The sequence below is a fragment of the Phycisphaerae bacterium genome (assembly GCA_017999985.1).
GTDB lineage: Bacteria > Planctomycetota > Phycisphaerae > UBA1845 > Fen-1342 > JAGNKU01.
The window spans coordinates 1-15218 of sequence record JAGNKU010000019.1 but is presented as its reverse complement, the minus strand read 5'-3'; the positions used below and the strand labels follow the sequence as shown (position 1 = coordinate 15218).

The 15218-nt window shown below is 69.9% G+C and carries 12 protein-coding genes; 5 read left to right on the top strand and 7 right to left on the bottom strand.

Annotated features, from left to right (window positions below):
- The first annotated feature begins 116 nt into the window (after window positions 1–116).
- Window positions 117–3524 carry a hypothetical protein gene (locus KA383_18660; GenBank protein ID MBP7748140.1) on the top strand — a complete coding sequence of 1136 codons (3408 nt, stop codon included), beginning with the start codon at window positions 117–119 and terminating at the stop codon, window positions 3522–3524.
- Between the two features lie 25 nt (window positions 3525–3549).
- The gene (locus KA383_18655) at window positions 3550–3762 is read left to right on the top strand and encodes a TOBE domain-containing protein (protein ID MBP7748139.1); all 213 of its coding nucleotides are present in this window, start codon (window positions 3550–3552) and stop codon (window positions 3760–3762) included.
- Window positions 3763–3794: 32 nt separating this feature from the next.
- On the opposite strand, the gene KA383_18650 is transcribed toward KA383_18655, so the two are convergent.
- Complete coding sequence (locus tag KA383_18650; GenBank protein ID MBP7748138.1) at window positions 3795–6044, bottom strand: tetratricopeptide repeat protein; 2250 nt, start codon at window positions 6042–6044, stop codon at window positions 3795–3797.
- The gene (locus KA383_18645; GenBank protein ID MBP7748137.1) at window positions 6041–6526 is read right to left on the bottom strand and encodes a hypothetical protein; all 486 of its coding nucleotides are present in this window, start codon (window positions 6524–6526) and stop codon (window positions 6041–6043) included. Before KA383_18645 ends, KA383_18650 begins: the two co-directional genes overlap by 4 nt.
- A 118-nt stretch (window positions 6527–6644) precedes the next feature.
- Between KA383_18645 and KA383_18640 the strand changes: the two genes are divergently transcribed.
- The gene (locus KA383_18640) at window positions 6645–6881 is read left to right on the top strand and encodes a hypothetical protein (GenBank protein MBP7748136.1); all 237 of its coding nucleotides are present in this window, start codon (window positions 6645–6647) and stop codon (window positions 6879–6881) included.
- A gap of 99 nt (window positions 6882–6980) precedes the next feature.
- Here KA383_18640 and KA383_18635 read toward each other — a convergent pair whose 3' ends face one another.
- A complete protein-coding gene (locus KA383_18635; GenBank protein ID MBP7748135.1) occupies window positions 6981–8930 on the bottom strand; it encodes an acetoacetate--CoA ligase in 1950 nt (649 codons plus the stop codon).
- A 110-nt stretch (window positions 8931–9040) separates the two neighbouring features.
- On the opposite strand from KA383_18635, the gene KA383_18630 reads away from it, so the two are divergent.
- Both KA383_18630 and KA383_18625 read left to right on the top strand, forming a co-directional pair.
- On the top strand, window positions 9041–9841 hold the full coding sequence (locus KA383_18630; protein ID MBP7748134.1) for a ubiquinone/menaquinone biosynthesis methyltransferase: 801 nt from the start codon (window positions 9041–9043) through the stop codon (window positions 9839–9841).
- Window positions 9838–10371 carry a hypothetical protein gene (locus KA383_18625; GenBank protein ID MBP7748133.1) on the top strand — a complete coding sequence of 178 codons (534 nt, stop codon included), beginning with the start codon at window positions 9838–9840 and terminating at the stop codon, window positions 10369–10371. Before KA383_18630 ends, KA383_18625 begins: the two co-directional genes overlap by 4 nt.
- A 9-nt stretch (window positions 10372–10380) precedes the next feature.
- On the opposite strand, the gene ybeY is transcribed toward KA383_18625, so the two are convergent.
- From ybeY to KA383_18605, 4 genes are all read right to left on the bottom strand, one after another.
- The gene (ybeY, locus tag KA383_18620; GenBank protein MBP7748132.1) at window positions 10381–10914 is read right to left on the bottom strand and encodes an rRNA maturation RNase YbeY; all 534 of its coding nucleotides are present in this window, start codon (window positions 10912–10914) and stop codon (window positions 10381–10383) included.
- Window positions 10904–13222, bottom strand: a complete 2319-nt coding sequence (locus KA383_18615) for an HDIG domain-containing protein (protein MBP7748131.1) — start codon at window positions 13220–13222, stop codon at window positions 10904–10906. Before KA383_18615 ends, ybeY begins: the two co-directional genes overlap by 11 nt.
- Before the next feature lie 4 nt (window positions 13223–13226).
- On the bottom strand, window positions 13227–14279 hold the full coding sequence (locus KA383_18610; protein MBP7748130.1) for a PhoH family protein: 1053 nt from the start codon (window positions 14277–14279) through the stop codon (window positions 13227–13229).
- Between the two features lie 697 nt (window positions 14280–14976).
- On the bottom strand, window positions 14977–15218 hold a 242-nt coding region (locus KA383_18605), incomplete at its 5' end, for a hypothetical protein (protein ID MBP7748129.1).

The window sequence follows — 15218 nt, the reverse complement described above, 5'->3', positions numbered from 1 at the left end:
ATACTGTGGCCGCGCGCGCTCGGCAGCCGTTATTACAATAGGGGCCCGGCACCGCTGTGCGCGGTTCCGGCATACGGTGCTCCCACCGGGGGGCGCTGGCGCGTTTGAGTGCATTGATGGCAAACCCGCCCCCAGATTCGTCCGACACCCGTCGCGCGACCCCCGCTGCGCCTGCGCCACAGGTGCCGCCCACCGCGCCCACCCCGGCCGGCGACGGTATCAACAGCATCATCCGCGACATCCGCGAGGGGTTGGCGCAGATCTCCACCCGCGAGCTGGAGCTGCGCCGCCGCGAGCAGGATTTCGGCCGGCAATATCGCGAGCTGAAGCAGGCGGCGCATCGGGCGGCGGCCGCCGAGTTTGAGCAGACGCAACACCGTGTGGCCGAGCAGATCGCCGAGCTGAACGCCAAGGCCGTCGAACTGGCCGCCAAGCGGGCGCGGCTCAACGAGATCGCCGACCAACTCCGGGCGCGACAACTCGAGCTGGAGCAACAGCGCAGCGACCTGGTCTTCCGCAGCGAGCGTTCCCGCCAGCAGGCTGAGCACCTACGGGCCTGGCAACGCCGCCAGCACCAGGTCCTCAAGCGCCGCATCGCGGTCATCCGCCAGCACGAGCGCACGCTGCGGCAGCAGCGCGACCAGGTGGACGCAGTGGTGGCCCGGCAACGCGATGAGCTGGAGAGTCGGGCCGTTGAGCTCGACGCGCGGACCGCGCAGCTCGCCGCGGCCGAGCAGGCCCTGCTGCGGGAACGCACGGCGCTGGAGCAACGTCTGCGCGCCGGCGAGTCCGCGGCCGACACGCTGGCGCAACAGCGGCGGGAGCTGGCGGAAGAAACGACGCGCCTCGCGCAGACGCACGCCGACCTGGCGCGCCGGGCTGCCGAGCTCGACGCGCGGGCCGCGCAGCTTGCGACGGTCGAGCAGAGTCTGGATGGGGAACGCGCGGCGCTGGCACGACGGCTCCAGGCCGGCGAGTCCGCCGCCGCGGCGCTGGAACAACAGCGGGAAGCGCTGGCCGACCAGACCGCGAGCCTGGCGCGCGTCAGAGACGACCTGACGCGCCGGGCCGCCGAACTTGACACGCGTGCGGCCCAGCTCGACGCGGCCGCGCGGGGCCTGGACGAGGAGCGTGCCGCGCTCGAACGGCGACGGTGCGCGGAGGAGTCCGCGGCCGCGGAAGTGGAGCGCCGGCGCGGCGAGCTGGCGGATGATGCCACCCGCCTGGCGCAGGCGCGCAGCGCGCTCGCGGCCCGCGCCGCGGAACTCGAACGGCAGCGCGACGAGCTCGCCGCCGCGTCCGCCCGCTTCGAGGCCGAACGCGGCGCGCGAACCGACCACTCCGCGCGCCTGCAACAGGAGCGGGACGAGTTGGCCCGCGCGCTCGCGAGCGTGAACGAGGAGCGCGCCGCGCTGACGGCCCGGGCCGGTGAACTGGACCGGCACCAGGCGGAGTTGGGCCGCGCAGCGGAAGCGCTCGCCGCAGACCGCGCTGACCTCGCGCGGCAACGCGAGCGCCTGCAGCAGGCCGAGCAGGCTCTCGCCGCCCAGTACGCCCGCCTCGACGACGAACGCAGTCGCAGCGCGGCCGCCACCGCGGAACTGGAGACGGAACGCGCCCGCGTGGCCGGTGAGTGGCAGCAACTGGAGGTGGCCACGCAGGCGCTGGAAGACGACCGCGCGCGACTGGCCGACGAGCGCCGGGAGCTGGAAGCCGCGCAGCGCGACCTGGAAACCGCTCGAGCGGCGCTGGCGACGCCCGTCGAGGCCGGGCCGGCGGTCGCGCACCACGCGGCCCCGCGCCTGTCGCTGGCACGGCGTACCGTCGTGGCGGCCGGTGTTGCGGCGCTGTGCGCGCTGGCGTGGTTCAGCACCCATCCGGCCCAGTCACACGCGACCGTTCGATTGCGGATCGACAGTGCCGCCGCGTCCGTTGACGTGACCGCGCGTCACGCGCGGCAGTTGTGCGATCCACGTTTGCTGGACGGGGCCGCGGCAGCCCCCGAGCTGGCCGCGGCGTGGCGCACCGCCTGCGCCGCCGCGCGCGTCGTGGTGACAGCCGCGCCGGACGAGCCAGTGCTCTGGCTCAGCGTGACCGCCGCCCGCGCGGACGAAGCGGAGCAACTGCTGCGGGCCGCGGTCGCCGCGCACACCGTGTGGGTCACCAGCGGCGCTGGCGACGGCCCGCTCCCGGCCGAATACCAGGCGTTGCTCCGGCGACATGCTCAGCTCGAAAGCGCCCTGCAGGAACTGCACGCCCAGGAGTCGGCCGCGCAGGCCGCGACCACCACGGCGCCGGCGCTGACCTCGCGCACGCCGCTCATCACCGCCGCCGATGACCTGGAGACCGAGCTCGGGGCGCTGACCACCGCGCTGGACGAGCAGCGGGCTGCGCTGGCCGTGCTGGTCGCTACCGAGGTGCCGCGCGGCGAAGTGCAGCCGACGGCGGTCGAGCGGGCCCTGGCCGACGACACCATCCACCGTGAGGACCGCGCGGAATTCCAGGCGGTGGCGCTGGAGTATCGCAGGGAACTCGGCGTCGCGATGCTGCTGTTGACCGATCCCGCCAAGGTGTTGCAGAAGACGCTGGCTGACTTCGCGGCCACGCTCGCGGAACAACGCAGCCTGGATCCGCCGCCGCAGATCGCCGCGGTGCTCGAAGCGTGCGCGACGGCCGTCGACGAGGCCCAGGCGAACCTCGCGCCATTCGTCGGGCAGTGGCAGAACTGGACCGACACGGTCCAGGGGCTGGATGTCAGCGCGGACGTTGTGCAGCTCGTGAGCCAGCAAAACCTTGTCGCCGACGCGGCTCGCCAGGCGGCGGAGACCGCCGGCACGCTCCTGCAGCGGATCGGCGCGCAGATCGAGACTGTCGATCAGTCGCAGGGCGGCACGCGCGAAGTCGTGGTCGCGGCCGTGCTGCGCGACGAGCAGTCCGGACTGAAATCCGCCGTGGACGCGTTCACCGCCGCCGCGGCGAAGATCGCGGTAAGCGGCAACTTCGAGCTGGACGCGCGTGACCGCAAGCTGCGCGGTCTGCGCGCCCGCTTGTCCAGCCGGCGCGACACCTTGCAGCAGCAGCTCCAGATGGAGGCGGACCGCGCCGCGGGCGAGACGCATGCGGCCCGCGTGCAGGCGGCGCGCGAGGCCGTGCGCCAGTTGGAGCGCCGGCGCGAAGAGGTTGTGGCCAGCCTCGTCATCACGCTGCGGCAACTGCGCAACCTGGATGACGCCACGCGGGCGCGCATCGACGCGGAAGCCGTGGCCCAGCGCCGCGCGTCGGAAATCGAGTGGCACGCCGCGCGTCTCCGCGAGCTTGAGCAGGAACTCGTGGACGCGCAGCCGCAGGGTACCGGGCCGGAGCTCGTCACCAGCGATGAGCCGGTCATCGCGACCCGTGCGCCCGGTCGCGTGCGCAACAGCGCCCTCGCCGCTGGCGCCGGGTTCGGCGCGACGTGGTTGCTCGGCGCCCTCCTGACGGCGAGAATGCCCGGACGGCGGCGCCGAGACGCCGCCGGCATGTAGCCCGGCCTTGTCGCGAGGGACGAACATGAAATACGGCGCGCGGAATCAACTCGTCGGGGAAGTCGTCGAGATCAGGAAGGGGGGCGTCATGTGCCAGGTCAAGCTCAAGGTGCGCGGACCCGCCACGATGTGCTCGGTCATGACCACCGAGTCGCTCAAAGAGCTCGGCCTGAAGAAGGGCGACACGGTCAACATCATTGCCAAGGCGGTGAACGTCCTGCTTACGAAGGGCAGGTAGCCGCGCTGCTGGCAACATCCCGCGGACGGGTACTACGGTTCCGCCGGCTTCTCCCGCTGCCGCCGCAGCGCCTCCAGCGCCTGCCGGGCCGGCGTGAAATCCGGCTTGAGTTCCAGCACGCGCTGCAGCGCCGCGGCGGCCGGCTCATGCTGACCCTGGGCCGCCAGTGCCGCAGCCAGGTTGAAGTACGGCTCGAAGCGGTTCGGAGCGATCGCCTGGGCCTGGCGGTACTCCGCGATGGCGGCCGTGTACTGCCCCTGTGCGGCCAGCAGAATCCCCAGGTTCACGTGGGCCTCGACGTGTTGCGGATTGTGCGCGATGGCCGCGCGATAAGCCTGCGCGGCTTCGTCCGCCGCGCCCCGCGCCACCAGGGCCAGCCCGAGGTTGTAGTGTGCGTCTGCGTCGTTGGGATCGATGGAGAGCGCCGCGCGGAACGCGGCGATGGCCTCATCCAGACGCCCCTGTTGATGCAGTGCCGTGCCCAGATGCGCATGGGCGCTGCTGAAGTCCGGGCGCAGCGCCAGCGCCGTCCGCAGCGCAGCCTCGGCCTCGCCCGGCTGCTGCAGCTCGAGCCGCAGACGCCCGATTTCGTGATGCACGCCGGCCTCTTGCGGCGTGTATGTGAGCAGTGCTTCATACTGAGCCAGCGCCTCCGCGGCGCGACCTTGCCGCCCGAGAGCCGTTGCCAGCGTCTTGCGGGCCTCCAGGTATTCCGGTTTCAGCTCGATCGCCCGTGCGTACTCGGCGGCGGCCGCCGCGAAGTCGTTGCTCCGCGCATAGGCATCGCCGCGGGCCATGTGCCAACCGGCGAGTTGCGGCGTGTAGGCGGCCACGCGCACCTGCGCGAGTCCGAACAGCACGACGCCGGCCAATCCCCATCCGCACAATGGCCGCCACTCACGCGCTTGCGCCCAACGCGCCAACTGCACGAGCGCATGGCTGCCGATCAGCGCCAGGAGCGGTGCCAGCGTGACCCGGAAACGCTCGGCCACCAGGAACGGCAGGAATGACGCGAAGTACGCGCCGCCCACGGCCGCGATGAGGACGATCGACTCGTACTGCGGCCCGTTTGCCGGTCCAACCCCTGCGCGCCGCCGGGCAACGTAGAGCGCCAGGCTCAGCGCCGCGGCCGCCAGTGCCAGCGGCCAGCCCGGCAGCCAGCGCAGCACGTTCGAGTGCGACCGGTCGAAATGCACCTCCTTGTTGTTGGCCACTTCCATCGGTCCCCCAAATAGCAGCGCGCGGCGTGCGGTGAGCTGCAGCGCGTGCCAGGGATGCTCACGGATATATGACGCGGCCCGACCGCGGAAATATGCCGCGACTTCCGCAGGACGCAGCGTTCGGCCCACCCGGGCCTCGACGCCGCGCACGATCTGCGGATACAGGAACCAGCTCCAGGCGTTCTCGCCGCTCAATTCGTACAGGTCCGGGATGCGGGCCGTGTAGCCGTCGCTGCGCTCGTTGTAGCCGATGTACAGGTTGATGGGCCCGTTGCTGGAGACGAGCACGAGGTCGCGTGCCACCACGTAGTTGCGGATCGTGGCCGGCGCGATCGTCAGCCCCGCGCCGAGCAGCAGCGCGACCACGGCCGGCACACCGCTTCGTGCGCCGCGTCGTCGCCAGGCCACCCAGATCATCCACGCGGCGACGACCGGCACGCACAGGAGGATGTTCGGGCGCAATAGCGCAAAGACGCCCAGCAGAACGCCCGCCACCAGGGCGCGCCAAGCCGACGGCTGCCGCGCCCACGCGTGCAGCACCCACACGGCCCCCAGCAGCAGCAGCACGAGCAGACACGGCTCCTGCAACTCACCCTCGTAGTAGATGCAAGCCCAGTGGGTCGCCACAAACAGCGCGACCAGTAGGCCGGCGCCCCGCCCGAACAACGCCCGTCCCAGCCCCCACGCCAGCACGCACGTCACCAGCCCCAGTCCCATCTGCACAAGCCGGGCGGCCATGTAGCTCTGCGGCCCCGCGACCCAATACACCGCCGCCAGGAAGTACGGATACCCCGGCGGCCGCAGATATGCCGTCGTCCGGATCGCCGGGTCGGGGTTGCCCGGCGGCGGCGTCCAGTCCCCCGTCACCAGCGCGCTCGCCCAGTAATCATGAAACGCCGGATCGGCCAGGGGCGCGGCGAAGTCCGGCGTGTGCCGCAACTCGACCAGATAGGCGCTCCGCAGCCCGAGCCCAACCAGCAGTATCCCCGCGAGCGCCAGCCACACGCGCCCGCCGGACGGCGGACGAACGGCCGGCGGCTGCTCGCGCGTGGTCCTCTTCACGGCCAGATGCGACCCGTGGCCTGCGTTACAAAGCTCGCGAACCGGTCGCGCGTCGGCAGCAATAATGCTAGCACGACCAGACCGACTCCCGGCACAACCAGAGCCGTCCACTGCCCCGTCAGCATCACGACGATCCCCCCAAGCAGGCTCGGTCCTTCAGCCAGCGCCGCCCCGATGATCGTGATGGCCGCGTAGCGCGGTGCCAGTTCGGTCGCGGTGTCATCCGGCGTGCTCTGCTCCTCGTAGATCTGTCGCAGGCCGGCGATCATCCGGTTGCGCACGAGCGTGTACGCCACCGCCGCCACGACGACAAACACACCGAGTGCGAGCCCCAGCGGTCCGGCCAGCTCCGGCTTGAGCGACACACTCCCGCCTGCCGCGAGCACGCTGGCGACAACGGCGAGGGTGACAATCCCGACGGCCATCGCGGCGACGACGAGTCGCAGCGGTTGCAGGCGGCGATCCAGGTCCGGGTCGTGCACGGTGCCAGCCTCCTCGAAGGACCGGATTCCTGGCCGCGCCCCGCGCGCATCGCACGAAAGTTCAGACCCGGCCGGAGTTTACGCATTATAATATAGATAGCTGCCAGGAGGATCAGCCATGCACGTGGAACTGACTCCGGCGGAGTGCGATCTGTTGCTGCAGCTCGTCGATTCGGCACTTCGCGAAATTGGCCCTGAAATCCACCACACGATGACGAGCAGTTACAAGGATGACCTGCGTGAGCAGCGCCGCGAACTGCGGCACCTGCAGGCCGTCCTCACCGCCGCGTCCGCTGGAATGCCCTTGCCGACGCCCGCGTCCGCGGACTCGTCCGACGCCGTGGGCTTGGCGTAGCGGTGTAACGTGCGTCACGGAGGCCGGCGGTGCGCCCGTGCCCACCGCCCTTCGGCGCCGCACGGGGGGCGAGGGGACCATTCAGCGCGAAACCCGCCGCTACAGGATGCCGCGATATTGTTCGAGTGCGTCCGGGTTCGCGAGTGCGTCACGGTTCGGTACGTCCTGGCCGTGGATCATCCGCCGCACCGCCATCTCGACCTTTTTGCCGCTGATCGTGTAGGGGATCGCGCTCACCTGGCGAATGTGCTTGGGCACGTGCCGCTTCGTCGCTCCCTCGGCAATGGCCGCGCGCAGGCGCTTTTCCAGTGCCTCGTCCAGCTGCACGCCCGCTTTCAACACCAGGAACAGCACGATCTCCACGTCGTCGTCCGCCGTGTCGCGCCCCACGACCACGCTGTCGGCAATCTCGGGGAAGTTCTCGACCACGCGGTAGATCTCGGCGGTGCCAATGCGCACGCCGCCCGGGTTCAATGTCGCGTCCGAACGGCCATACACGATGACCCCGCCCGTGTCGGTGATCTCGACGAAATCGCCGTGCCGCCAGACGGGGGGCTTCGTGAAGTGCTCGAAATACGCTCCGCGGTACTTGGCTCCGTCCGGATCATTCCAGAAGCTCACCGGCTGGCAGGGGAACGGCCGGCAGCATACGAGCTCAGCCTTCTGTCCCGTCACCGGCCGGCCGTCGTTGCTCCACGCCTGCACATCCATGCCCAGCCCGCGGCACTGGATTTCGCCGGCGTACACCGGCAGGATCGGGTTGCCGAGCATGAAGCACGAGATGATGTCCGTGCCGCCGGAGATCGACGCCAGTTGCAGGTCGCGTTTCACCTCGTCGTACACCCACTCGAACAGCTCGACGCTCAGCGGCGAACCGGTCGAGCAAATGCACCGCAGCGCGCTCAGGTCGTGCTCGCGGCCCGGATGCAGCCCCGCCTTCTGGCAGGACGCGATGTACTTCGCGCTCGTGCCAAACACGTGCAGTTGCGTTTCCTCGGCCATCTGCCACAGCCGGTCCATCGTTGGGTAGCCCGGGTTGCCCTCGAACAGCACGAGCGCCGCCCCAGCGCCCAGCCCGCTGACGAGCCAGTTCCACATCATCCAGCCGCACGTCGTAAAGTAGAAAATCCGCTCGCCGGCCCGCAGGTCCGTGTGCAGCATCAGCTCCTTCATGTGCTGGAGCAGCGTGCCGCCGTGGCCGTGGACGATGCACTTCGGCACGCCGGTCGTCCCGGACGAGTACATGATGAATAGCGGGTGATCGAAGGGCACCTCGGTGAAGGTCAGCGGCGGCGCCGGCTGATCCACCGGCCCCAGGAACCCGCGCCACAGCACCGCTTTTGGCACGCGCGCCACGTTCGGCTCGGCGTCGAGAAACGGCACGATTACCACGCGCTGCACGGACGGCAACTGCGGCAGCATTTCCGCCACGCGCCCCAGCGTTTCGAAGCGTTTGCCGTTGTACGTGTACCCGTCAGTCGCGATCAGCACGCTCGGCTCGATCTGCCCGAAGCGGTCCAGCACACCGCGCACGCCGAAATCCGGCGAGCACGACGACCAGATCGCGCCCAGGCTCGCGGCGGCGAGCATGGCGATAATCGTCTCCGGGATGTTCGGCATGAACCCGCCGACGCGCTGCCCCGCCGTTACGCCCGCGGCGCGCAGGGCCGCGGCGCAGCGCGCTACCTCCGCGCGCAGCTCGCGCCGTGTCATGCGCCCGCGCTGCCCGAGCTCGTTTTCGTGGAACAGGGCCACGCGATCGTCGTCGAAACGCAGCAGATGCCGCGCGTAATTCAGCTTCATCCCGGTAAACCACTTCGTGCCCAGCATCCCGCTCCCGCTCATCACGCTCGTCGCCGGCGCAGAGGGCTCGATCCCAACGAATCCGAGCAACTCCGGCCAGAACGCCTCCGGTTTGTCGATCGACCAGCGTCGCAGGGCCTCCCACTCGGGCGCGATCCCGTGCCGCGCTGCCACACGCGTCATGAACTCATGCATCTGCGTCGCCCGGATCCGTTCCGCCGTCGGCTTCCAAAGCAGCTTCGACATGGCCATTGAGCCGCGTCCTCCACAAGGTGACCTGGCACCTTCGCATTCTGGTCCGCCAGCCAAAGCCGGTCAACGCCATCCGCTGGCCCGCTGCGGCGGAACCTGCGATCATGCCGCCCATGCTGCCAGCTTCGACCCGCCCAGCCTGGGATTCCGACGCCCTGCGCGATCCGCATGCTCAGCCCGACAAGGCCGTGCGCGTCGAGGCCATGTTCGATGCCATCGCGCCGACATACGAGCGTGTCAACACGGTTGCCACGTTCGGGCGCGACACCGCCTGGCGCCGGCGCACCGTGGCCGCCGCCGATGTGCGGCCTACCGACGTCGTCCTCGATATCTGCTGCGGCACCGGCGACATGCTGCGCGCGTTCGCCGTCCACACGCCGCGGCCACGCCTGCTGCTCGGCGTCGATTTCTCCGCCGGCATGCTGGCGGCCGCGCACTTCGACGGCACGCCCGTCCCCATCCGCCTTATCCGCGCCGATGCCGTGCGCCTGCCGCTGGCGGACGCGTCCGTGGACGTCATCACCTGCGCTTTCGGCGTGCGCAACTTTGGCGATCTGGCGGAAGGGCTGCGCGAAATGCACCGCGTCGCCCGGCCCGGGGCACGCGTGCTGATCCTGGAATTCGCGATGCCCGAGAACGCCCTGCTGTGCTGGGCGTATCAGCTATACTGTGACCGCGTGGTACCGGCGCTGGCGGCGATCATCAGTCGCGACCGCACGGGTGCGTATCGCTACCTGCCGCGTTCGATCCGCACGTTCGCGAACACGCGCGTCATGGCCGGGCGCATCGCGGACGTGGGTTTCCAAACCGTCGCCGTGCAGCGGATGAACTTCGGCGGTGTGGCGTTGTATCGGGGCGTGAAGCCGGGACCAGTGAACATGGTGGATGAAAGGGCAGACCGATGACACGCAGCGCAAGCTTGGGCACGCTGGGATTGGGGCTGCTGGTCGCCGTGGCGTGTGAGCGTTCGGCACCGCCTGGCGGACCGCCCGCGGGCAGCACGTCGCAGCCCGCGACGGCGCCCATCGTCGCCGAAGAGCGCACGACGCTGGAGGAACTTAAGCGGCTGGGCGCGGAAGCGGAACGCCGGGCGAGCGAGGGGGCCGCGGCGGCGAAGGCGCTGCTCCGCCAGGCGCGCGAGCTGTATCAGCGCGAGGTCGAGCGCGAGTCGGAGCGCATGAACGAGCGCGTCAACGAGCTGCGCAAGAGGCTCGAGTCCGCCGCCGAAGACGTCCGCCCGGCGCTGCAGAAGCAGCTCGACGAGTGGACCGCCCGCGCCGAAGCCGCGCGGCAAACACTCGAGCGGCTGAAGGGCGCCAGCGACGAAGCCTGGCGCGAGATGCGCAAGGGCGTCGATAATGCCCTGCAGGAATACCAGGAAGCGCTGGAACAACCGCCCCCGGACGCAGCGCCGACCACGGCCCCGGGAAAGTGACGGCGACCGTCAGCGAAGCAGCCCGAACACGGGGCCCAGCCCCAGCCGTTCGAGCAACTGATCCTCGCGCGCGTGCATGCGCTCGAAATCGCGCGCCGTGTGATCGTCGTAGCCGGCCAGGTGCAAAATGCCGTGCACAACGTACAGCGCCAGCTCTGCCCGCGCCGCCGCGAGCGTGCCCCCACGCCGGGCCGCGCGCTGCTGCGCGACATCCGCACAAACATACACCTCGGCGTCCAGGCGCCCCGGCCCCGCCTCCGCGCCATAGTCAAACGTCAGCACGTCCGTCGTCCCGCCCGCGCCGGCGAAGCGCCGGTGCAGCGCGGCCATCGTCCGTGACCCGACCACGACGATGGTCAATTGCCCGGAACGAAACCCCTCCGCCGTGACGGCATAGTGCGCGACGCGCCGCAGCAGCGGCCCGGCGCCCCACGCCCGCCGCGGTCGCCAGACCACTTCGATGCCCACGCCGCGCGCCGCGGGGCCTGTGCCGCGCGCGGCCGACAGGGTGGAACTCCGACGCGTCGGACGTTTACGAGGCACTGCGCGGCTCCGGACTCTGCTCGGTGCTCGGATACGCGATGCGGCCGTGATAGATGCTGCTCAGGCTCTTCACCAGGCTGTTGCGGATCGTCTCCAGTTCGCGGAACGTCAGATCGCAGTCGTCGAACTGGCCGTCCATCATGCGCTTCTCGATGATCTTCGCGACCGTGTCCTCGATCCGGTTCGGCGTCGGCTCGGTCATGGCCCGCACCGCGCCCTCGACGCCGTCGCACAGCATGACGATCGCCGTCTCGCGCGACTGCGGCTTTGGCCCCGGATACCGGAACTGCTCATCGGAGATCTCCGGGTCCCCCGGCTTGCGCGCCCTGCTCGCGGCGTGATAGAAGTACTCGACGACGCACGTCCCGTGGTGCTCGGGGATGAAGCTGTGCAGGCTGGCCGGCAGTCCATACTCGCGCGCCATCTCGATGCCGTCTTTCACGTGTCCGATGATGATCAGGTGGCTCATCGCCGGCGAGAGCCGCTCGTGCCGGTTGCCGACCCCCATCGCCTGGTTCTCAACAAAATATTCCGGCTTGTTCACCTTGCCGATGTCATGGTAATACGCCCCGGTGCGGGCCAGCAAGCCGTCGGCCCCAATCGCCTCCGCCGCCGCGTCCGCCAGTGTCCCCACCAACAGGCTGTGGTTGTACGTCCCCGGCGACTCGGCCGCGAGCATGCGCAACAGCGGCTTGTTCGGATCGCACCACTCCAGCAGCGTCATGCTGGTCGTCACGCCGAACACCCGCTCGATCGCCGGCAGAATGCCTTCGACCAGGAACGCGGCCGCCAGCGTGGACAGCGCCGCCCACATGGCCTGGTGCCAGAACACGAACCGGAAGTACTGCCCCTCGATGAGCCCCGCCAGTTGCGTGAACGCCAGCGCGACCAGCGCCGCCAGCGCGCCCACGCCGATGATGTGGCCGCGATGCCGCACGTCGCGCAGCCCCAGAAACAGCACCATGGTCACCGCCATCAGCACGATCAGCAGGCTCACGCTCTGGCGCGTCGCCAGCGTGACCATCAACGCGAGCACGCCCCCGGCGGCGTACACCGGGCCGCCCCGCGACGTGATCGCCAGCAGCGCGATCGCGAACGCTTGCAGGCCCACCGCCAGATGCACGGGTAGCCCCTGCACGTACGTCGCCCGCGCCAGCCCCAGCACCACCAGCATGGTCAGCGCCGACGCCGTCCGCCGTTGCGCCCCGCCCGGCAGGTTTCCGTAAATGAGCATTACCCCGCCGCCGACCCCGATGACCAGCAGGAAGGCCGCGAACCCGCGCGCCCAGCGCTCCCGCACCAGCATCTGCGGCACGCCGCGCAGCAGCTCCGCGGTCTGCGCGTCCTGCATGCCCCAGTCCGGGTCGAGATAGCGGGCCTGCTCCTCCTTGAGCAGCTCGTACGTGGATTCGGTCAGCGTGCCCAGCGGCGCCAGGCGCGTACCGGCCGTGAAGACGTTATACTGCGTCTCCACCCGGTTCTCGGCGTCCTGCGCGGCCTTGTTCGAACGCCGCGTGTCGTAGCGATACAGCGGCTTGTGCGTGTTCGTCGCCGGGTCGCGCAGCATCTCCCGCAGCGAGGCCCGCATCGTGTCCCGCAGCGGCACCGCGAAGTCCGCCGCCGCCACGACCGTGTCCACCACCTTGAGCACGTGCTCCGGGTTGTTGGCGAACAGCAGCTCGCTGTTGGGCACGGGCCGCTCGAGTGCTTGCTCGACGTCCACCAGGATCGCGTTCAGCCCGGTCCGTCGGCGCGCGAGGTCGCTCGCCTCGGCCAGCGGCTGACCGCGCAGCACCCGCACGGCCCGATCGACCGCGTGCTGGTATTCGGAGGCGTCCGGCAGGGCGGCCAGCCGCAGGATTTCCGCCAGGCCCGCGTCGTCAAACAGAACCTTGATTTCCTCGGCCTTCTCCTTGAGCTTCTGCGGCTCCGCCGCCTGCTCACGCGCAATCCGCAGCGCGTTCGTCAACCGCCCCCGAATGTCCTGTAGCAGTGACGCGTCGAGCTCGTAATGGTCCTCGGCGTTGTCGCGCGCCCGCGACCGCATGCGGTCCGTGGCCGCCTCGTCCACAATCCGGAATGTCACCCGCGACGTGATGTCTCGCGGGAGCTTCTGCCCGACCGTCAGCCCCAGCCCGTCCGTGCCGGCGTTCACCAGCAAAGCCGTCGTGACCGCGCAGAAGACCAGGAAAACCGCTGGCCCCATGTGCACCTGGCCACCCAGGCGCTGGTACCACGCCTGACGCCGCTCGGCCCGCGAGCGCCGAATTTCCTTCTGTCGCGCTGTCTGTCGGCCAAAGAAGCGCATGGTACTATGCGTCGTCGCTTTCGCCGCCGACCTTCAGGCCGGACTCCGGCAACCCCGGCTGATCCGGGGCATCGCCCGCGGCGGGGGCGTTAATCTCGGACGTGCGCACTTCCGGCCGTCGCGGGGCCGCGCCGTTGGCGTAACGGTTCACGATCGCCTGCACCAGCCGGTGCCGCACGATGTCCACGTCCGCCAGACGAATGATAGCCACCCCTGGGCAACCGCGCAAGCGCTGCACCGCGTCGATCAGGCCCGACGGCTGGTTCGGCTCCAGGTCCACCTGGCTGTCGTCGCCGGTCACGATCATCTTGCTGTGATTGCCCAGCCGCGTCAGGAACATGAGCATCTGCGACGGCGTCGAGTTTTGGGCCTCGTCCAGGATGATGATCGCGTTGTTCAGCGTTCGCCCGCGCATGTACGCCAGCGGCACGACCTCGATCACGTCGTTGACCATGAACCGCTTGAGCTGGTCGAACGTCATCATGTCGTGCATCGCGTCGAACAGCGGGCGCAGGTAGGGGTTCACCTTCTGTTGCAGATCGCCCGGCAGGAAGCCCAGCTTCTCGCCTGCCTCGACCGCCGGCCGCACCAGCACGATCCGCTTCACGTCGCCGTTCTTGAGCTGGTGCACGGCTAACGCGACCGCCAGGTAGGTCTTCCCGGTGCCGGCCGGCCCCAGGCACAGGACCAGATCATTCCGCAGCATGGCGGCTACGTAGTGCCGCTGCCCCTCGGTCTTCGGCGTGATCACCGTCTCGCGCGAGAACACCGTGATGGCGTCCGGGTTACGCGCTCCCTCGCGTTCGCCGAGTTCGACGATCGCCAGCCGGACCGAGTGCTCGTCCAGGTCCGCCTTCTGCCGCAGCATCTCCTGTAAGCGCTCCAGCACGGCGGCCGCCCTGGCCACGTCCGGCGATGCTCCGAGGATGCGCACGGTCGTGTTGCGGGCCTGAATCTGGACGCCGAGCAACTCGCGTATCTGCCGCAGGTTGCGGTCGCCCGGCCCGAAAAGCTCGGCCCGGCGATGCGGCTGCTGGAGGGTAACGGTCAGTTCCATATGGAATAGGGTAGTCCCGCAGCCACGCCGTTGGCAACCGGGTGAGGCGCCGTGTGGAGACTGGGCGCGGAACGGCCGTGCGATGGGGCCGCGATGGGCTGTTTTGAGCTCATCACCGGCTTCAGCCAGTCCGTCGGCACCGCGCATACGCGATGCTTCCCGGCAGCGGTTGACTGCGGCGCGCTCGATGCAACTGGCAAAGGCTCTTCGGGGCGTGTCACGGGCTGGCGCGGGGGCGCCGAGGCGCGTTACAGGTGTGATGCGTGGGCTCAGGAGCGGGGACGCTCGGCTCAGCAAGATCGAGGAGTCGCGCGGATGCAACCGGCCGCCACGCGCCCGCAGTGGATTTCGAGGAGCTCCGGGGTTATCGATGTCACAGTCCCACGATGGAGAGAAACAGCGGATGAAGTCGCGCAGACGGGCGCGCCCGCGGCATGTCCCGTGCGTGCAGCTACTCGTGCATTACAGACGGGCCGGCGGGCCGCGTGGTGCGACAATCCCCGTCGACCGGAGCCGGTTGCGTTGTAACGATCTCGACGCTTCGGGGGCGGGAGGCCGGAGGCTGACCAGCCTGGAGGGAGCGGACGGCGCCCGTTTTTGAGGGGGTGGGGGCGGACTCGGCCGGAGTTTGGCGCAGTTGTGCGCAGCCGCGTAGCGCGTCCCCGACCGGGCGTGCTCCAAAGGGTTCGGCGGTTGGTTACGCCGGGGCCCGCGCCTGCAGCGCCTGGGCGATGGCCGAGAGCCGCAACTGGCCCAGCGGACCGTCCCGCCGCGGAGTGCTCGCCAGCAGCGTCGCGAGCCCGGCATGCACGACCAGCACGGTGCTCAGGAAGGCGTGGAAGCGGCGCGGGCCGACGATGTTGCCGTCGTCCGCACCCCAAAACACCTTCAGCCGGGCGTTGACCCGTTCCACCGCCGTCCGGCCCTTGTACAAGCGCT